15 protein-coding genes are annotated in these 19426 nt (G+C 72.8%); 10 read left to right on the top strand and 5 right to left on the bottom strand.

The window, feature by feature from the left end:
- Positions 1-25: 25 nt before the first annotated feature.
- From KME80_RS10450 to KME80_RS51765, 3 genes are all read left to right on the top strand, one after another.
- Positions 26-1315 (top strand): ABC transporter substrate-binding protein, encoded by a 1290-nt coding sequence (locus KME80_RS10450; protein WP_219503358.1) that lies wholly within the window; start codon positions 26-28, stop codon positions 1313-1315.
- 63 nt (positions 1316-1378) lie between these two features.
- Positions 1379-2659: a Gfo/Idh/MocA family protein gene (locus KME80_RS10445; RefSeq protein WP_281426929.1), complete on the top strand. Its 1281-nt coding sequence runs from the start codon at positions 1379-1381 to the stop codon at positions 2657-2659.
- A 335-nt stretch (positions 2660-2994) separates the two neighbouring features.
- Entirely contained in the window at positions 2995-4074 is a 1080-nt protein-coding gene (locus KME80_RS51765) for a dienelactone hydrolase family protein (protein WP_219503354.1), read from the top strand.
- On the opposite strand, the gene KME80_RS10435 is transcribed toward KME80_RS51765, so the two are convergent.
- From KME80_RS10435 to KME80_RS10420, 4 genes are read right to left on the bottom strand one after another with little or no spacing between them, the layout of a single operon-like run.
- A complete protein-coding gene (locus KME80_RS10435; RefSeq protein ID WP_308125696.1) occupies positions 4064-5950 on the bottom strand; it encodes a DUF6807 family protein in 1887 nt (628 codons plus the stop codon). The genes KME80_RS51765 and KME80_RS10435 overlap by 11 nt on opposite strands.
- A 5-nt stretch (positions 5951-5955) precedes the next feature.
- A complete protein-coding gene (locus KME80_RS10430) occupies positions 5956-7005 on the bottom strand; it encodes a mandelate racemase/muconate lactonizing enzyme family protein (RefSeq protein WP_219503352.1) in 1050 nt (349 codons plus the stop codon).
- Complete coding sequence (locus KME80_RS10425) at positions 7002-7904, bottom strand: 5-dehydro-4-deoxyglucarate dehydratase (protein ID WP_219503349.1); 903 nt, start codon at positions 7902-7904, stop codon at positions 7002-7004. The genes KME80_RS10430 and KME80_RS10425 overlap by 4 nt, the downstream gene beginning before the upstream one ends.
- Positions 7901-8788 carry an NAD-dependent epimerase/dehydratase family protein gene (locus KME80_RS10420; protein ID WP_219503346.1) on the bottom strand — a complete coding sequence of 296 codons (888 nt, stop codon included), beginning with the start codon at positions 8786-8788 and terminating at the stop codon, positions 7901-7903. The genes KME80_RS10425 and KME80_RS10420 overlap by 4 nt, the downstream gene beginning before the upstream one ends.
- 224 nt (positions 8789-9012) lie before the next feature.
- Here KME80_RS10420 and KME80_RS10415 point away from each other — a divergent pair, with 224 nt between their 5' ends.
- On the top strand, positions 9013-9984 hold the full coding sequence (locus tag KME80_RS10415) for a LacI family DNA-binding transcriptional regulator (RefSeq protein WP_219503343.1): 972 nt from the start codon (positions 9013-9015) through the stop codon (positions 9982-9984).
- Positions 9981-10922 (top strand): aldose epimerase family protein, encoded by a 942-nt coding sequence (locus KME80_RS10410; RefSeq protein ID WP_219503340.1) that lies wholly within the window; start codon positions 9981-9983, stop codon positions 10920-10922. Before KME80_RS10415 ends, KME80_RS10410 begins: the two co-directional genes overlap by 4 nt.
- Here KME80_RS10410 and KME80_RS10405 read toward each other — a convergent pair.
- Positions 10904-13342: a SpoIIE family protein phosphatase gene (locus tag KME80_RS10405; RefSeq protein ID WP_219503336.1), complete on the bottom strand. Its 2439-nt coding sequence runs from the start codon at positions 13340-13342 to the stop codon at positions 10904-10906. The genes KME80_RS10410 and KME80_RS10405 overlap by 19 nt on opposite strands.
- A 154-nt stretch (positions 13343-13496) precedes the next feature.
- Here KME80_RS10405 and KME80_RS10400 point away from each other — a divergent pair, with 154 nt between their 5' ends.
- The 5 genes from KME80_RS10400 to KME80_RS10380 all read left to right on the top strand — a co-directional run bounded on the left by KME80_RS10400 (position 13497) and on the right by KME80_RS10380 (position 19361).
- Positions 13497-16001 carry an FtsK/SpoIIIE family DNA translocase gene (locus KME80_RS10400; RefSeq protein ID WP_219503332.1) on the top strand — a complete coding sequence of 835 codons (2505 nt, stop codon included), beginning with the start codon at positions 13497-13499 and terminating at the stop codon, positions 15999-16001.
- 77 nt (positions 16002-16078) lie between these two features.
- A complete protein-coding gene (locus KME80_RS10395) occupies positions 16079-16843 on the top strand; it encodes a helix-turn-helix domain-containing protein (RefSeq protein WP_219503330.1) in 765 nt (254 codons plus the stop codon).
- A gap of 46 nt (positions 16844-16889) precedes the next feature.
- The gene (rimO, locus tag KME80_RS10390; protein WP_219503328.1) at positions 16890-18296 is read left to right on the top strand and encodes a 30S ribosomal protein S12 methylthiotransferase RimO; all 1407 of its coding nucleotides are present in this window, start codon (positions 16890-16892) and stop codon (positions 18294-18296) included.
- The gene (gene pgsA / locus KME80_RS10385; protein WP_219503325.1) at positions 18293-18865 is read left to right on the top strand and encodes a CDP-diacylglycerol--glycerol-3-phosphate 3-phosphatidyltransferase; all 573 of its coding nucleotides are present in this window, start codon (positions 18293-18295) and stop codon (positions 18863-18865) included. The genes rimO and pgsA overlap by 4 nt, the downstream gene beginning before the upstream one ends.
- Before the next feature lie 4 nt (positions 18866-18869).
- A complete protein-coding gene (locus KME80_RS10380; protein WP_219503322.1) occupies positions 18870-19361 on the top strand; it encodes a CinA family protein in 492 nt (163 codons plus the stop codon).
- The last annotated feature ends 65 nt before the right edge of the window (positions 19362-19426 follow it).

Below are 19426 nucleotides of genomic sequence, written 5' to 3'. Positions count from 1 at the left end.
CAACTCTCCAAGAGGAGGTAGAGCTGTGAACCTCAGCTCTCGCAAGACCATGTGGAAGGTCGCCGCGCTCTCGGTGGCCGTGCTCACGGCGGTCACCGCCTGCGGCAGCGGCGACAGCGGCGAAGGCGGTGGCGGCGAAGGCGGCAAGACGACCATCACCTTCGCCTACTGGGGCAGCGACGCCCGCCAGAAGCTGACCGAGCAGGTCATCGCCAAGTTCGAGGAGAAGAACCCGACGATCGACGTCGAAGGCGACTTCTCCAACTGGGACAGCTACTACGAGAAGCTCGCCACCAAGGTCGCCGCCAACGACGCCCCCGACGTGCTCAGCATCGAGATCCGCGGCCTGAGCGAGTACGCGGGCCGCGGCGCGCTCGCCGACCTCGCCGGCAAGGTGCCCACCGCCGACCTCGACCAGCAGGTCCTCGCCAGCGGCCAGGTCGACGGCAAGCAGTACGCGATCCCCACCGGCGTCAACGCCTTCTCCATGGTCGCCAACACCGCGGCGCTGGAGAAGGCCAAGAAGGAGCTGCCCAAGGACACCGACTGGACCTGGGACCAGTGGATGGCCCTCGCCCAGGAGATCTCCGGCGCGGGCGGCGTCACCGGCGCCGAGTACAACTTCAACCCGGCCTTCCTGCAGATCTACGCCGCCCAGCGCGGCGAGAAGTTCTACGACGGCAACAAGATCGGCGTCTCGCCCGACACGCTCAAGTCCTGGTGGGCCATCCACCAGAAGCTCATCGAGACCAAGGGCTCGCCCGACGCCGCCAAGAGCGCCGAGATCGGCGCCACCGGCCCCGAACAGTCGCTGCTCGGCACCAACGCCGGCGCCATGGGCATGTGGTGGAGCAACCAGCTCAACGCGCTGACCAAGTCGTCCGGCTCCGAGATGACGCTGCTGCGCATGCCCAAGCTCGAAGGCGCCACCACCGGCGGGATGTTCCTGCAGCCCGCCATGTTCTACGCCGCCTCCGCCAAGTCCGAGCACTCCGCCGAGGGCGCCAAGCTCATCGACTTCCTCGTCAACGACCCGGACGCCGCCGCCATCCTGCTCAGCGACCGCGGCCTGCCCACGAACACCAAGGTGCTCGACGCCGTCAAGACCAAGCTCCCCGAAACCGACCAGAAGACCCTCGCCTTCATCGACGAGGTCAGGAGTGAGCTGAGCCCCATCCAGGTCCCGCCGAAGGGCGCCCTGGAGATGGAGGACATCCTCAAGCGCAACTCCGAAGAGGTCATGTTCGGCCGGGCCACCCCCGACGCCGCCGCGCAGAAGTTCCTGACGGAGGCCAACGCCGCGATCGCCGGCTGACACGATCACCGCCGGGGGCCGGCCTGGCCCCCGGCCGCCACCTCGACTCGGGGAGAAGAGCAGTTGAGCACCAAGTACGCCTTCGTCGGCCTCGGCCACCGGGCGCAGATGTACGTCGACGCTCTGCTGGGCGACTGGCAGGACACCGGGACGATCGCCGGCCTGTGCGACACCAACCGGACCCGCATGGACTACTACGCCGAGCGCATCGGCCGCCCGGTGCCCTGCTTCGGCCCCCAGGAGTACGGCAAGCTCCTGGACCTCGCCGACGCCGTGATCGTCTGCACGGTCGACGCCACCCACGCCCAGTACGTGATCGCCGCCCTCGACGCCGGCCGTGACGTGATCGTCGAGAAGCCGCTCACCGTCGACGCCGAGAGCTGCGCCGCCATCGCCGAGGCCGCCGAGCGCAGCACCGGCAAGCTCGTCGTGACGTTCAACTACCGCTACTCGCCGCGCAACTCCGCCGTCAAACGGCTGCTCAGCGAGGGCGCCATCGGCGACGTCACCTCCGTCCACTTCGAATGGGCGCTCGACACCATCCACGGCGCCGACTACTTCCGCCGCTGGCACCGCGACCGCGCCAGCTCCGGCGGGCTGCTCGTGCACAAGTCGACCCACCACTTCGACCTGGTCAACTGGTGGCTCGACGCCGCCCCCCAGCTCGTCTTCGCCCAGACCGACCTGCGCTTCTACGGCGACGCGCTGCCCCGGGGCGAGCGCCCCGCCCGCGGCCAGGGCGCACCCGGGCTGGGCAGCGACCCGTACATCCTGGACATCTCCGCCGACGAGCGGCTCAAGCGGCTCTACCTGGACGCCGAACACGAGGACGGCTACATCCGCGACCAGGACGTCTTCGCGCCCGGCGTGACCATCGACGACACCATGGCCGTCATGGTCCGCTACGCCAACCGGGCCATCCTCACCTACTCGCTCACCGCCCACGCGCCCTTCGAGGGCTACCGGGTCGCCTTCAACGGCACGCGCGGGCGGATCGAACTGGAGGTGTGCGAGCGGGCCTGGACGCCGCCGCACGCCGCCGTCGACCCCAGCGCCGCGAGCAAGGAACACGCCGCCGGCGCCTGGGACCGCCTCACCCTCCACCGCCACTGGGAGCAGCCCGAACAGGTGCCCATCGAGCAGGGCGCCGGCGGGCACGGCGGCGGCGACCGGCTGCTGCTCGACGACGTCTTCCGCGGGCCCGGCGACGACCCCCTCGGCCGCCCGGCCGGCTACCGCGACGGCATCCGCAGCGTCCTCGTCGGCGTCGCCGCCACCCGCGCCGCCGCCACCGGCCTCCCCGTCCCCCTCACCCCCGACGGCACCGCCCTCCTGACCCCCTGAACCCCGCCCCATGAGCGCCCCGCCCCTTCCGAGAAGCTGCGCACACGAAGGCCCGCGCCTTCGGGGATTTGCTCGGGAGGGCGGTGCCCGTGAGAGGCACCCCGCCCCCAGGAGGCACAAGCCCTCCGGGCTGGCCGTCCGCCTCTGAGGGGCTGCGGCTCCCCGGGAGGCGCACGTTCGCGAGGGGCCGCGCCCTCACGGGGTTGCTCGGGAGGATCCGGTGTCCCAGGGGGGCGGGCCGGGGAAAGGCGCCCGGTTCTGGGGGTGGCTGGCCGGTGGAGGGCTGAAGGGCGGGCCCCGAAAGGGGCGATCAGGCGGAGAGGAAAGGACGGGTAGTGCGGCATCTTGGGGTGTTCTCGGGGCTGGTGGAGGTGGCCGGGCGGCGGCGGGGGCTGTTCGCGGATGCGGTGCCCGGGGCGGCGCTGGCCGAGGCGGCGAGGGAGACGATCGGGACGCTGGACCTGGTGGCGGCCGACGTCAGGACGGAGCGCACCTGGGAGGCGGGTGACGTGGCGGGGGAGGAGCTGTCGTGGGACGTGGGCTTCGGCCCGCGGACGCGCGCGTACCTGGTGAGGCCGCGCGGCGAGCGCGGCAGGCTCCCGGGGGTGGTGGCGCTGCACTGCCATGCCGGGATGAAGTGGGCCGGCAAGGAGAAGGTCGCCGACGGCCCGGAGGGTCCGTCGGCGGAGGTGCGGCGGCTGCGGGAGGAGATCTACGGCGGCCGCGCCTATGCGGGGGAGCTGGCCGGGCGCGGGTTCGCGGTGCTGGTGCCGGACGTGTTCGGCTGGGGCAGCCGCCGGTTCCCGCTGGCGGATATGCCGGACCGGGTGGCCGCGTACGCCGGTGATCCGGCGCTGTCGGAGGCGGACCGCTACGACGCGGCGGCGGGTCACCACGAGCACGTGCTGGAGAAGTACTGCACGCTGCTGGGCACGTCGATGGCGGGCGTGGTGGCGGGCGAGGACCTGGCGGCGGCGGCGTACCTGCGGGGCCGTCCGGACGTCGGTGAGGTGGGCTGCGTGGGGGTGTCGGGCGGCGGCCTGCGGGCGGCGCTGCTGGGCGCGTTCGACCCGGAGGTGCGCGCGGTGGCGGTGGTGGCGATGGTGTCGGCGTACGCGGATCTGCTGGACGGGTACGTCGCCTCGCACACGTGGATGCTCTACCCGCCGGGCCTGTCCCGCCTGTGCGACTGGCCGGCGCTGGTGGCGGCGCGGGCGCCGCGTCCGCTGCTGGTGCAGTACGCCGAGCGGGACGCGCTGTTCCCGCCGGAGGGGATGCGGCGGGCGCACGAGGCGATCGCCCGCCGCTACCCCGGGGGCGGCTACGAGGGAGTCTTCCACGACGCCCCGCACTCCTTCGACGTCCCTATGCAGGAGGCCGCCTTCGCCTGGCTGGCGAAGCGGCTCAGGACCTGAGCTCGGCGACCAGCCCGGCTGCCTCCTCGCGGGTCAGCCGCCCGTCGGCGACGACGACGGCGACCCGCCGGGCCAGCACGGGGCCGAACTCCAGCGGCGTGTCCCAGGCGAGCGCGGTGCCGACGCCGGGGTATTCGGCGACGCGCACGAACCACGGGTCGTCGTCCTGCGCGAACACCAGCGTCCAGTCGTCGGAGGCGAGCGCCAGCCACGGCGCCCGCGACCCGTGCACCCGCGCCTCGCCCTCCTCGGCGGCCGTGAACGCGTGCAGTCCAGGCGATCCGGCGGGCGCCCGCCAGAAGAAGCCGCCGTAGCCGGCCCCGGCCCGGCCCTTGGTGGCCGAGCTGCGCACGGTCAGCGGCCGGTCGGTCAGGTTGTGCAGCGTGAACGCGAAGTCGAGCGCCCACCCGCGCGACAGCGGCGCGGCGCGCACGGTGCGCTCCTCGCGCACGATCGGCTGCTCGCCGGGCCGCTCCCACACCAGCCGCTCGGCGAACCCGGACGACTCCCGCACGGGGAACGACAGGTGCCGCTGCGTGCCGTGGTCGTCCAGCCAGGCGGGCCCCCGGTCGCGGACGTACGTGCGGCCGCCCCAGAAGTTGCGCCCGCCGAGGTCGGTGACGGCCACTCCGGCGCCGAGGTGGTGCGGATGGTCGTCGGGCCGCACCTCGGTCACGACGGTCCCGCCGAGCGTCCGTACGGGATGCAGGAACGGCCGGGGGGCGGCCTCCAGCGGCAGGTCGCTCACGGTGGTGTACTCGGCCACGACGGTCCCGGAGACGGTCAGCGGGGTCGCCCAGCTCACGCCGAGCTCGGAGAAGAGCGCCAGCCGGTCGGCGCAGGCGTCGACGACGCCGGCGATGCCGGGCAGCACCCGCCCCTCGCCGGACAGGTCCTGGTGGGCGTCGTCGATCGGCAGCGGGTCGGGCGCGAGCCGGATGGCCTCCATGACCTCCATGAACGCCCCGGTCCGGTGCACGGGCACGAGCAACTCGGCGCCGGAGCGGACGTGCTCGACGAGGTTGGCCAGCAGGTCGGCCCGCTCGTAGGAGCGCACGGGCCCGTCGTCCACCTGGACCTGGTCCGTCGTGTACGTGAGCCGCACGCGGCCCTTGGTGCCGTGGACGAGCACGTACGGCTCGTCGCGCGTGGCGGCGCAGAGCGTCACGGCCGCGACCACGGGCACCCCGGAGGTGAGGTCGATCCGGATCGCGGAGGTGTCGTCGGACTCGATGGGGTTGGCGTGGAACAGCTCCGCGGTGACGGAGGAGACGGCGCCGCGCTCCTCGGCCCCGGCGACGGCCAGGGCGGTGGCCAGGGCGTGCGCGAACGGGTTGGTGAGCGCCCCGTCGACCACGTCGACGCCGTCGAGCACCCGGCGGCCGGCCCACGGGCTGCGGGTGAAGTAGGCGGCCGGGCGCGGCCACGAGCCGGCCACGCCGATCCCGGTGACGCGGCCGACGGCGCCGCTCGCGACGAGCTCGCGGACGGCGGGCACGGCGGCCGAGCCGAGGCTCTGGAAGCCCACCTGGCAGGCCAGCCCGGCGGCGTCGGCGGCGGCGCGCATGCGTTCGAAGTCGCGCAGCGTGGCCGCCGTCGGCTTCTCCACCAGCACGTGCGCGCCCGCGCCGAACGCGGCCAGCGCCAGGTCGGCGTGCGTCGGGATGGGGGTGGCGAGGATGGCGATCTCCGCCCCGGTCCGCTTGATCAGGCCGGGCAGGTCGGCGGACACCTCCGGCTCGCCCAGCCCGTCGAGCAGCTCCGGCGCGACCGGCCGCACGTCGCACACGCCGGCCAGCTCGATCCCGGGCATCCGGCGCAGCCGGTCGAGGTAGTGGGAGCCGAACCCGTGGGCTCCGGCCAGCACGACACGCACGATCGTCACCTCCAGCGGAGGCCGAGCCCCCGGTGCCCGCCGGCGCGCAGCTCCGCGCCGGACACCTCGACAGGGTACGGCTCGGCCAGCAGCCCGAGCGCGGCGAACGAGGCGTCCTCGACGACCTCGGCCATGCACGGCAGCGGCAGCGCGAGCGCGAGCTGCCCGGACAGGTCGGGCAGCAGGTGCGGATGGACGGGCACGTCGTAGGCCCGCGCCAGCTCCGCGATGCGCAGGAACGGCGTGATGCCGCCCACCCGGACGACGTTCGGCTGCACGACGTCGCAGGCCCCGGCCGCGAGCAGGTCGCGGAAGCCGTAGACGGTGTAGACGTTCTCGCCCACGGCGATCGGCACGCCGACGGACCGGCGCAGCTCCACGTGCGCGGCCACGTCGTCGGCGGGCAGCGGCTCCTCCAGCCAGTGCACCCCGTACGGGGCCAGCGCGTCGGCGGCGCGTCTGGCCCGGTGCAGGTCCCAGCGCTGGTTGGCGTCGATCATGAGCAGCGTGTCCGGCCCGACGACCTCGCGGACCGCCGCCACCCGTTCGACGTCCTCGCGCAGGTCGGGGCGGCCCACCTTGATCTTGACGCCGGGGTGCCCGGCGGCCTTCCAGCGTTCGGCCTGGGCGACCAGCTCGTCCAGCGTGTAGTGCAGGTTGACGCCGCTGCCGTAGACGGGCACGCTGTCACGCCGCCGGCCCAGCACGTCGGCCAGGCCGCGCTCGCCGCACCGCAGGTCCCACAGAGCCAGGTCCACCCCGGCCAGCGCCACCGTGGTGACGCCGCCGGGCCCGGCCTCGCGCAGGTGCCGCCAGAGCCGGTCCCACACCACCTCCGGGTGCGGGTCCAGGCCGATGAGCGCGTCGCGGACGTCGTGCTCCAGCAGGGCCTGGACGGCCTTCGCGCCGATCTGCGGCGTCCAGGAGAACCCGGTGCCGGTCCGGCCGTCGGCCAGCGTCACCTCGACGACCAGGACGTGGTTGGCGGGCACGTCCGGGCCCCACGGCCGGCGCAGCGCGACCGTCCGCGGGGTGACCCTGAGGTCGCGGATCACAGCGCCCGCCCTTGCTCGATCGACCGCCCCTGCTGGATCGACCGCGCGTGCTCGATCAGCCTGGCCAGCTCGGCCACGTCCTCGGGCGCGGCGTCGGTCAGCGGCGGGCGCACCGGCCCGGCGTCCAGCCCGCCGAGCCGCACCCCGGCCTTGACCAGGGACACCGCGTAACCGGGGGCCTTGGACCGCAGCCGTACCAGAGGCTCGTAGAACTCGGTGAGCAGCCGGTCGGCGCCGTTCAGGAACGCGGTGGCGATGTCGGGCGCGAACGCGAACACGGCGGAGGAGTAGAGCTCGACGCCGATGCCGCGGTAGGCGCCCATGGTCAGCTCGGCGGTCGGCAGGCCGTTGAAGAACATGAAGCCGTCGCCCACCTCCCGGCGCACGGCCAGGACCGTGCGCTGGATGAGGTCGATGTCGCCCAGGCCGTCCTTGAGCCCGATCACGCCGGGGACGCGCGCCAGCTCGACCGCCTGCTCGGGCGTCGGGACGACCGAGCCGCGCTGGTAGATCACCGTCGGCAGGATCGCCGCGACCTCGCGCACGTAGGCGAGGAAGCCCTCGGGCGTGCCCTTCATCAGGTACGGCGGCATGAGCAACAGGCCGTCGGCGCCGGCGTCGCGGGCCGCCCTGGCCTGGGCGAGTGCCGAGCCGAGCGGGCCGCCCGCGCCCGCGAACACCGGGACCCGGCCGCGCGCGGTCTTGACCGCCACCCGGACGGCCGCCGCGTGCTCGGCCTCCGACAGGGCCGGGAACTCGCCCGTGCCGCAGGCCGCGAACACCGCCCCCGGATGGTGTTCGAGGCCCCGGCCGATGTGCTCGGCCAGCACGTCCTCGGCCAGCTCCCCGGCCGCGGTGAACGGGGTGACGGGGAAGAAGAGGACTCCGGTGAGGTTCATCCGATCTCCAGTTCGGTGCGCCAGCTGCGCTTGGCCGTCCAGCCGAGCATGCGTTCGGCCTTGGCCGAGGTGAAGGCGGGACGGGTGCCGGTCAGGTGGATCGCCGCGGCCCTGGTGGCGGGCATGACGGCGGGAAGCAGGTCGGCGAGGGGGTCGCGGGCCAGCGCGTCGGCGGCGCCCGCGAAGAACACCTCGCCGTTGGGCAGGCCGGGCAGCTTGTCGACGAGCACCGAGATCATGTCGGAGGCGTCCCTGGCGTCGATGTAGTTGAACAGGGAGACGCCGGCGATCTCCGGCCGGTCGAGGCGTTCGGCGATCGTGTGGCCCGACTGGGTCGGCGCGCCCGCCCACTCCTCGGGGGCGACGACGAAGCAGGGCCGCACCGCCGCGAAGCGGGTGTCGGAACAGCGCGCGAAGGCCGCCATCGTCTGCTCGGCGACCAGCTTGGACAGGCTGTAGGAGTTCCACGGCCGGGGCGGGTGGTCCTCGTCGATCGGCAGGTAGTCGGGCGTCCAGCCGGAGGGGGCGCCGTAGCCGATCACGGTGGGGCTGCTGGCCACCACGACCCGGCCCACGCCGGTGGCGCTCGCCGCCGCGCACACGTTGAACGCCAGCTCGGTGTTCGTGCGGAAGGTGACGCCGTCGGTCCGGCTGAACGGGGTCGCGATGGCCGCCAGGTGCACGACGACGTCGGGCCGGAAGCGCGTGAGCACGTCGTAGGCCTCGCCCAGGTCGGTCAGGTCGGCGGGCAGGACGGCGGCGGCCTCGTCGGGCGTGCCGGCGGTGACGTCGACGCCGATCACCTCGTGACCGGCCTGCGCCAGGGTGGTGACGAGGCTGCGGCCGAGCCTTCCGGCGCTGCCCGTCACCAGTGTTCGTGTCATCGCTCGCTCACCTTCCCGCAAGGGGCTCGAATACCGCAACCGGTTGCAAAAAGTATCGAGGCGGGGTCGGGAGAACGTCAAGCCGCACGGTCCCCGCTCACACGGGCGCCGACGCCCGTATAACCGGTATGGTGGGCATTGGCGCTCTGGCAGAGGCTCTCGAAGTCCATTGACAGCGATACAAGCGCTTGCATTAATGTACAGGGCATGCACGGAGGCCTAGCGTGGCGGTGACGATTCGTGACGTGGCGGAGGCGTCGGGCGTGCACGTCTCCACGGTGTCGCGCGCATTCTCCGCGCCCCATCTGGTCAACCCCGCGACGCGCACCCGGGTGCTCGCCATCGCCGAGGACCTCGGCTACCGGCCCAACCGGGCCGCGCGGGCGCTGACCACCGGGCGCACCCACAACATCGGCCTCATCGTGGCCGACATCGCCAACCCGTTCTTCCCGCCGCTGATCAAGGCCGCGCAGGCGCAGGCCAGGCTCCGCGACTACCACGTGTTCGTCGCCGACACCGACGAGGACCCGCAGGTCGAGGAAGAGCTCATCCAGACCCTGACCAAGCAGGTCGACGGCGTGCTGCTGTGCAGCCCCCGCCTGACCAACCGGACGATCGAGCGGCTGCGCGAAGAGGTGCCGTTCGTCGTGGTCAACCGGCGGGTCAAGGGCATGCCGACGGTCCTGATGGACGTCGGGCGCGGCGTCCGGCTGGCCGTCGAGCACCTGACCGGCCTCGGCCACCGCAGGCTCGCCCTGGTCACCGGGCCGAGCGGGTCGTGGACCAGCAAGGAGATGCAGTCCGCGGCGGCCGCGATGAGCGAGGCCGACGTCACCTTCCTCGGCCCCAACCCACCCACCGAGCTCGGCGGCCTCGCCGCGGTCACCGACGTGATCGCCTCCGGCGCGACCGGCGTGCTCGCCTACAACGACCTGGTCGCGATCGGGCTCATGGAGGGCCTGGCCGAGCGCGGGATCGCCGTGCCGGGCGACATCAGCGTGATCGGCGTCGACGACATCGTCCCCGGCCGGCTGAGCCGCCCCAAGCTCACCACGATCGCCATGCCCACCGCCGCAGCGGGCCGGATCGCCGTGGACATGCTGCTCCAGTCGGTCGACTCCGACTCGACCGGCGGCGTCACCGTGCTGGAGACCAGCCTGATCGTCCGCGAGTCAACGGGAGAGACCCACTCATGATCTTCGGAACGCTGCCGTCGGGGGAGCCCGTCGAGCGCCACGAGCTGTCGTCGGGGCGCCTGCGCGCGGCGGTGCTCAGCTACGGCGCGATTCTGCAAACGCTTGAGGTGTCGGGCGTCAACGTGGTGCTCGGCCTCCCGTCGCTCGACGACTACCTGACCCGCAGCCGCTACTTCGGCGCCGTCGTGGGCCGCTACGGCAACCGCATCGCCCGCGGCCGGTTCACCCTCGACGGCACCGAGCACACGCTGCCCGTCAACAACGGCCCCAACAGCCTGCACGGCGGCGCCGACGGCTTCGACCGCCGGGCCTGGACCGTCGCCGACGTCACCGGCTCGTCCATCACGCTCACGCTGACCAGCCCCGACGGCGACCAGGGCTACCCCGGCACGCTGACCGTCTCGGTCACCTACACGCTCGACGGCGACGCGCTCCGCCTCGACTACGCGGCCGAGACCGACGCCCCCACGGTGCTCAACCTGACCAACCACTCCTACTTCAACCTCGCGGGCGGCGGCGACGTGCTCGGCCACGTGGTGCGCATCGCCGCGGACCACTACCTGCCGGTCGACGACGGCAAGATCCCCACCGGCGAGCGGGCCACGGTCAAGGGCACCGTCTTCGACTTCACCACGCCCCACGCGGTGGGGGAGCGGTTCGGCGGCGCGTACGACCACTGCTACGTCCTCGACGGCGGCGTCACCGTGGTCGAGCCGGTCAGCGGGCGCACGATGGAGGTCACCACCACCGAGCCGGGCGTGCAGTTCTACGCGGGCGGCATGCTCGACGGCGTCGCCACCCCGTTCGGCCCGCACGCCGGGCTGTGCCTGGAGACCCAGCACTTCCCCGACTCGCCCAACCAGCCGGGCTTCCCCTCGACCGTGCTCAGACCGGGCGAGCGCCACGCCTCCTCCACCACCTACGCCTTCCCCGCCTGACGCGCGGGCAGCGCCCGCAGCACGAGCAGCGCCACGTCGTCGCGCGACGGGTGGTCGGCGAAGGACTCGACCGCCTGCCGCACCCGGTCGGCCACCGCGTGCGCGCTCAGCCCCGCGCAGCCCGCCAGCAGCCGCGCCAGGCCGTCGTCGTCGTCCAGCAGCCGCAGGCCGCTGCGACGCTCGGTCACGCCGTCGGTGACGCACAGCAGCACCTCGCCGGGCGCCAGCTCGAACGACTCCACGCTGAACCGGGCGCCGTCCTCGACCCCCAGCAGGAGCTGCGGCGTCGCCACCGTCTCGACCCGGCCGTCGGCGCGCAGCAGCAGCGGCGGCACGTGCCCGGCCGAGGCGACCGTGCACAGCGCGCCGCCGCCCGGCAGCGGCGTCAGCTCGCCGCACAGCAGGCTGAGGAAACGGCCGTCCTCGCCCTCCTCCAGCACCCGCTGGTTGAGCCGGTCGAGGATGTCGGCCACCGTGTAGTTCTCCTTGGCCAGCAGCCGCACCGCGTGCCGGGCCAGCCCCGTCACCGCGGCGGCCTCCGGCCCGCTGCCGCACACGTCGCCCAGCGCGAAGCACCAGTGGCCGGCCACCGTGAACAGGTCGTAGAAGTCGCCGCCGACGTCCGCGCCCTCCTCGGCGGGCTCGTAGACGATGGCCGACTCCAGGCCCGGCATCGGCGCCACCCGCATCGGCAGCAGGCTGCGCTGCAGCACCCGCGACGTGGTCGCCTGCCGGGTGTAGAGCATGGCCGTGTGCAGGTTGAGCGCGATCAGCCGGCACAGGTCGGCCAGCAGGTCGGCCAGCTCCAGCGGCAGCGTCGGCTCCTGGCGCCCGATCACCAGCGCGCCGTGCGCGTTGCCCTGCGTCATCAGCGGGAACGACAGTACCGCCTCCTGGCCGACCGGCCAGGCCACCTCGGCCAGCGGCGTGCCGGGGATGGCCGGCAGCGACTTGCGCAGGCCGGCGTTGTGCCGCTCCTCGCTGTGCCACACGTGGGCCAGCCGCGTCATCCCGGCCAGGTCCGTCAGGTAGACCGCCGCCCAGGTGGCGATCTTCGGCACCACGAGCTGCGCGGACAGCGCCGCGATCACCTCCTCGTCGTGCACGCCCGCCAGCAGCTCGCCCGCCTCGGCCAGGAAGGCGAGGCGGCCCCGGTGCGCCCGGTCCTGCTCGGCCAGCCGCTCGCGCTGCACGGTGACCGCCACCTGGTCGGCGATGTGGCGCAGGCTGACAGTGAGGTCGTGGTCGAAGCGGCCGGGGGCGGCCGAGGTCACCGCCAGGTGCCCGATCACCTCGCCCCCGGCCACCAGCGGCGCGCACGCCAGTGACCTGGCCCGCAACTGCTGGGCCAGCTCCACGTCGACCGCCAGCAGGTCCTCCAGCACCGCCGGGGCCGTGCGGTCGGGCGCGAACACGCCCGCCGCCGGCACGCCCACCACCCCCGCCGTGTCGCCCACGCCCGCCGCGACCCCCAACCGGTTGCCGCTCTCGGCGCGCAGCAGCACGTACGTGGCCTCGCCGCCGCTCGACAGGTGCACGATCTGCGCGATCGTGTCGAGCAGCTCGGCCAGCGGACGGTCGCGGTCGAGCAGGTCCTTGATCCGCCTGCCCGCCTCCCGGCGCACCGGCGCGGGCGGCGCGGCCAGCACGAATCCGTGCTCCCAGCTCGTCACCATCCAGATCGACCGCCGGTCCTCGGCGCGCCCGCCCGTGCGCAGGTGCGACACGTACACGCGGACCGTGCGGCCGTCGCGGTGCCGCATCCGCGCCTCGCCCCGCCAGCGGCCCAGCGCCAGCGTGTCGGCCAGCGGCAGCGCGTACGGGCCTGAGCCGCGCCAGGCGACCAGGTCGGCCAGGGGCCTGCCGACGGCCTGCTCGGCGGTCCAGCCGAGCAGGGTGCGGGCGTCGGAGTTCCACGCGATGACGCGGCCGGCGGCGTCGGCGACGAGCACGGCGACGCGCAGCCGGTCGAGCCCGGCCCCCGGCGGCGGGGGAGCGGGCGCCGGGCTGTCGGACGCGCCCGCGAACTCCATGCGCACCCACACGCGCTTGGCCGTGCGGGTGTAGGTGACGCCCCAGGCGTCGGCCAGCATGCCCGCCAGCGCGAGCCCGCGGCCGTGCGTGGACATCGGCTCCGACGGCGGACGCTCGGCCAGGATCGCCCGCCCGGGGTCGTGGTCGTCGACCTCGATCTCCAGCTTGGCCGGCGCGGCGTCGGCGTCGAGCCGGCAGGTGAGCTCGATGCCGGTGCCCGCGTGCACCACGGCGTTCGTGACGAGCTCGCTGGTCAGCAGCACGGCGTCCTCGGTCAGATGGGTCAGGCGCCACTCGCCGAGCACCTGGCGAACGAACCGCCGCGCGGCTGCCGGGGCATGGGGAGTGCCGTCGAAGGAAGTGCTCGACACCTGCGTCGCGTCCACTGTGCGTCCTAGAACATCACTCGATGTGGCAGTTCGGTCACTCTCAGAGTGGCAGACTGAACGGCTCGGGAACGGCGAGTTACGAAGAAGGGTTTCGCGGGGACACCGGCGAGTCACGGTGATTTCGCCGGGGCTCCGACGTACCTTTGGCATCATGGCCACCCGTACGCCGAAAAGCGCATCGAAGGGACCGGCGAAGCGGTCGGCCCCGTCTCGCTCGACCCCCGCCAAGCGGAGCGCAGGTTCGGCGGGACGGTCCCGGGCCAAGGCTTCGACGCCGGCCCGCAAGGGCTCGATGACCCACCAGGACCCGATCAGCTGGGTCTTCACCATGATCGGCAAGCTCGTGGTCGGGCTGTGGATGCTGCTGGCCAACGGCATCGGCAGCACCGCGCGGGCGCTCGGCAAGAACGCCCGCGAGCTCGACCCGGCGCACCGGCGCGACGGCGTGGGCCTGGCCGTGCTGGCGGGCGCGATCGTGCTGGCCGCGATGACCTGGCGCGACACCGGCAGTGGCGTATCCCAGGCGGTCAACACCGTGGTCCACGCGGTGTTCGGGTCGCTGGCGTGGGCCATGCCGCTGCTGCTCGGCCTGCTGGCCTGGCGCTACCTGCGCCACCCCGACCAGAACGCCGACACCGGCCGCATGGTGATCGGGTGGAGCGCGCTGCTCGTCGGCATCCTCGGCGTCATCCACGTCGCCAACGGCACCCCGTACCCGGCGGGCGACGCGAACAACACGATGGACAAGGTGTCCCAGGCGGGCGGCATGGTCGGCTTCATCGTGTCGGCGCCGCCGATGAGCATCCTGCCGTCGTGGATCACGATCCCGCTGCTGCTGCTCCTGTCGGGGTTCGGCGTGCTGGTGATCACGGCGACGCCGGTGCACCGCATCCCGGAGCGGCTGGCCGAGCTGCGGCACATGCTGTTCGAGCGGCAGGGCGGCGAGGGCGCCCCCGCCACGGCGCCGAAGAAGCGCGTCAAGAAGCCCGCCGCCAATCCGGAAGACCTCGTCAAGCCGTACGACACGCCCGTCATCGCGGAGAAGGACAAGCGGGGCGAGCACTCGCCGGAGATCGTGCCCGGCCTCACGGAGGAGGACGAGGAGCCGCCGGCCCCGGCCAGGAAACAGCCCGAGCCGCCGGAGCCGACGCCCGCGCCGCGCAAGGTCGAGCAGCTCGTTCTCTCCCCGCAGGCGGGCCCCTACCACCTGCCCGACCTCAAGTTCCTCAAGCCGGGCAGCGCGCCAAAGCCGCAGACCAAGGCCAACACCGTCGTCGTCAACGCGCTGACCAGCGTGCTGGAGCAGTTCGCCATCGACGCCCAGGTGATCGGCTTCACCCGCGGCCCGACCGTGACCCGCTACGAGATCGAGCTGGGCCCGGCGGTCAAGGTCGAGAAGGTCACCGCGCTCACCAAGAACATCGCCTACGCCGTCAAGTCCGCCGACGTGCGCATCCTGTCGCCGATCCCCGGCAAGTCGGCGATCGGCGTGGAGATCCCCAACGCCGACAAGGACCTGGTGGCCCTGGGCGACGTGCTGCGCTCGCAGGTGGCGCAGGCCGACCACCACCCGATGATCGTCGGGCTCGGCAAGGACGTCGAGGGCCGCACGATCGTCGCCAACCTGGCCAAGATGCCCCACCTGCTCATCGCGGGCGCCACCGGCGCGGGCAAGTCCGTCTGCGTCAACGGCCTCATCACGTCGATCCTGATGCGGGCCACCCCGGACGAGGTACGCATGGTGCTCGTCGACCCCAAGCGGGTCGAGCTCAGCGTGTACGAGGGCATCCCCCACCTGATCACGCCCATCATCACCAACCCGAAGAAGGCCGCCGAGGCCCTCGAATGGGTCGTGGGCGAGATGGACCGGCGCTACGACGACCTGGCCGCCAGCGGGTTCCGGCACGTCAACGAGTTCAACGAGGCCGTGCGGGCCGGCAAGCTGCAGCCGCCGCCCGGCAGCGAGCGCGTCTACCAGCCGTACCCGTACCTGCTGGTGATCGTGGACGAGCTGGCCGACCTCATGATGGTGGCGCCGCGCGACGTCGAGGACTCGATCGTGCGCATCACCCAGCTCGCCCGCGCCGCCGGCATCCACCTGGTGATCGCCACCCAGCGGCCCTCGGTCGACGTGGTCACCGGGCTCATCAAGGCCAACGTGCCGTCGCGGCTGGCGTTCGCGGTGTCGTCGCTGACCGACTCCCGCGTCATCCTCGACCAGCCGGGCGCCGACAAGCTGGTCGGCCAGGGTGACGCGCTGTTCCTGCCGATGGGGGCCAGCAAGCCGATCCGCATCCAGAACGCGTTCGTCTCGGAGAAGGAGATCGCCGAGATCGTCGCGCACTGCAAGACGCAGATGCAGGTCGAATACCGCGACGACGTGGCCGCCGCGCCGGTCAAGCGGGAGATCGACGAGGAGATCGGCGACGACCTCGACCTGCTGATCCAGGCGGCCGAGCTGATCGTGACCACGCAGTTCGGCTCCACGTCGATGCTCCAGCGCAAGCTGCGCGTCGGCTTCGCCAAGGCGGGGCGGCTGATGGACCTGCTCGAAAGCCGCAACGTGGTCGGCCCGAGCGAGGGGTCGAAGGCCCGCGAGGTGCTGGTGAAACCGGATGATCTGCCCGGATTGCTAGCCGACCTGCGTGGCGAATGACCCCAATGCACGTTTCCCGGAGCGTAGCTGGTTGAATATATCTGACTACGCTCCGTTGTGGTCGGGAGGCGTTTGCGATGCAGGAACAGAGCACGGGTGCCATGTTGGCGGCCGCCAGGGAGGCGGCGGGCCTGACGGTCGCGCAGCTGAGCGCGAACACGCGCATCCGCGAAGTGATCATTCAGGCGATCGAACGGGACGACCCCGCGGAGAACGACTTCTACACCCGGGGGCACGTCAAGGCGATCGCCAAGGCGGTGGGCCTGGACCCGGAGGCGGTCGTCCACCTCTACGACCAGCAGCACGGCGGTGCGCCGCCGCCGGTCCGGGCCTCTGACGTCTTCCGGGCCGACCGCGGCGTCCGGCTGGGCGAGCGGCGCGGCCCGAGCTGGACGACCGCGCTGGGCGTGGCGCTGGCCGTGGTCGTGGTGTTCGGCGTGGTGCGGGTGATGGGCGGCGAGTCCGACCGGGTCCGCTCGGCCGGGGTCCAGCACGCCACGTCGGCGCCGAGCGTGCCGCCCAACCGGCCCTTCACCGAGGCGCCGGCCAGGCCGCCGCGCCAGGCGATGGCCATCGCCAAGGGCGACCTGGTCGTGGTCAAGGTCAAGGCCAAGCGCTCGTCCTACCTCAACGTGCACGACGCGCAGGGCCGCAAGCTCTTCTCCGGCACGCTCAAGGCGGGCGCGAGCTCCACCTGGCGGGCCGCCTCGAAGGTCAATCTGCTGCTGGCCGACGCGGGCGCGGTGTCACTGCAGGTCAACGGCAAGGAGCTGGGCCGGATCGGCGACCGGGGGGAGGTCGTGCGCCGCTCGTTCGGGCCTGGGAAGCCGCGAGCCAGGTAGCCCCTGCATCGGGTGGTGGCCAACTCCCGATACCGTAGTGTTCACCATGTCATCCCGCCGAACCGCATCGCTGATCACCCTGGGCTGCGCGCGCAACGAGGTCGACTCCGAGGAGCTCGCCGCGCGACTTGAGGCTGCCGGTTGGCAGCTCGGCGACGACGACCCCGATGTCGTCGTCGTCAACACGTGCGGCTTCATCGACTCGGCGAAGAAGGACTCCATCGACACACTGCTGGCCGCCGCGGACTCGGGGGCCAAAGTGGTCGCCGCGGGCTGCATGGCCGAGCGCTACGGCAACGAGCTCGCCGAGGCGCTGCCCGAGGCCAGTGCGGTCATCTCCTTCGACGACTACGCCGACATCGGTGGCCGCCTCGACGACGTCATCGCAGGCAGGCGGCTCGTCCCGCACTCGCCGCGCGACCGCCGCACCCTGTTGCCCATCTCACCCGTCGAGCGCGCCGGGTCCCGATCCTCCATCCCCGGCCACGGCGACCTGCCCTCCGGGGTGGCTCCCGCCAGCGGCCCCCGCGTGCTGCGCAAGCGGCTCGACGAGAGCCCGGTGGCCTCGCTCAAGCTCGCCTCCGGCTGCGACCGGCGCTGCACGTTCTGCGCCATCCCGGCCTTCCGGGGGGCGTACGTGTCCCGCGACCCCGACGAGCTGGTGGCCGAGGCCGACTGGCTCGCCCATCGCGGCGTCCGCGAGCTCGTCCTCGTGAGCGAGAACTCCACCTCCTACGGCAAGGACCTCGGCGACCTGCGGGCGCTGGAGAAGCTGCTGCCGCGCCTGGCCGCGGTCGAGGGCGTCGACCGGGTGCGGGCGAGCTACCTGCAGCCGGCCGAGCTCCGGCCGGGGCTCATCGACGTGCTCGCCGGCACCGAGGGCGTCGCCGCCTACTTCGACCTGTCCTTCCAGCACGCCAGCGGGCCGGTGCTGCGCCGGATGCGCCGCTTCGGCGACCCCGAGCGCTTCCTCGGGCTGCTGGAGACGATCCGCGAGCGGGCCCCCGAGGCCGGTGTGCGCTCCAACTTCATCGTCGGCTTCCCCGGCGAGACGGAGGAGGAGTTCGGCGAGCTGGTCTCCTTCCTGGAGCAGGCCAGGCTCGACGTGATCGGCGTGTTCGGCTACTCCGACGAGGACGGCACCGAGGCGGCCGGCTTCGACGGCAAGCTCGACCAGGAGGTCATCGACGAGCGCGTCCGCGTGCTCACCGAGCTGGCCGAGGAGCTCACCTCCCAGCGGGCCGAGGAGCGCATCGGCACCGAGGTCGACGTGCTCATCGACGAGGACCTGGGCGACGGCGGCTATGAGGGACGGGCCGCCCACCAGGGGCCCGAGGTCGACGGTTCGGTCACGGTTCAGGGCATCGGTCTGGTCAAGGGGCAGATCGTCCGCGCGGTCGTGGTCGACGCCGAGGGCGTCGATCTCATCGCGCGGATCAAGGCCGGTCCATGACCAGGGACGAGCGCCGCGTGGTGAGCCCGTGGAACATCGCCAACGTCCTCACGGTCCTCCGGTTGGCGCTCGTCCCCTTTTTTGTGGTGTGTCTCTTCGTGCCGGGCACGGGCTGGCGGCTGGCCGCGCTGGCCGTGTTCGCGGTGGCCTCGCTCACCGACCATCTCGACGGTGAGCTGGCCCGGCGTTACGGGCTCATCACCGACTTCGGCAAGATCGCCGATCCGATCGCGGACAAGGCGCTGACCGGCGCCGCGCTGGTCTGCCTGTCGATCCTGGGCGAGCTGCCATGGTGGGTGACGATCCTGATCCTGGGCCGCGAGCTCGGCATCACGCTGCTCAGGCTGCTGCTGATCCGGCACGCGGTGATCCCGGCCAGCTATGGCGGCAAGGTCAAGACGGTCCTGCAGATCGCCGCGATCGTCCTGTACATCCTGCCGGGCGTGCCCGACCCGCTGCGCTGGGCGGTGATGGGGGCCGCCCTGGTCGTCACCGTGGGCACCGGCGCCGATTACGTGATCAGGGCGGTCAAGCTGCGCAAGGTGGCCAGGCAGGCACGCGGGGAGTGAGAGCATGGCGGACGTCGCCGAGGTCGTGGCGGAGCTGGTGCGGCAGGGGGCCACGCTGGCGGTGGCCGAGTCGCTGACCGGCGGGCTCATCGGGGCGGCGGTCACGTCCGTCCCGGGGGCGTCGCGGGTGTTCAGGGGCGGGGTGATCTCGTACGCGACCGAGCTGAAGCAGGAGCTGCTGGGGGTGCCGGCGGAGCTGTTGCGGCGGGAGGGCGCGGTGCATCCGGACGTGGCGGCGGCGATGGCGGCCGGGGCGGCCCGGGTGTGCGGGGCCCGCTACGGGCTGGCGGTGACCGGGGTGGCCGGGCCCGAGCCGCAGGACGGGCAGCCGGTCGGCACGGTCCACGTCGCGGTCAGCGGTCCCGATGGTCAGGTGTGGGGGCGCCGGTTGAGCCTTTCGGGGGAGCGGGCGCGTATCAGAGAGGGGACGGTGGACGAGGCCATCGATCTTCTGGCAAGTGTGCTGAGGGCCAATAAAGGGGAACATTCCGGATGATTACCGTGTTACGTCCCGAGCGAACATGCGAGGCACGGTCTGACGCGGTGTCGGTTGATACGGGT

This window comes from Nonomuraea ceibae (assembly GCF_019396325.1).
GTDB classification, from domain to species: Bacteria; Actinomycetota; Actinomycetes; order Streptosporangiales; family Streptosporangiaceae; genus Nonomuraea; species Nonomuraea ceibae.
The sequence above is the reverse complement of the archived record's forward strand: the minus strand, read 5'-3'. Positions and strand labels throughout refer to the sequence as shown.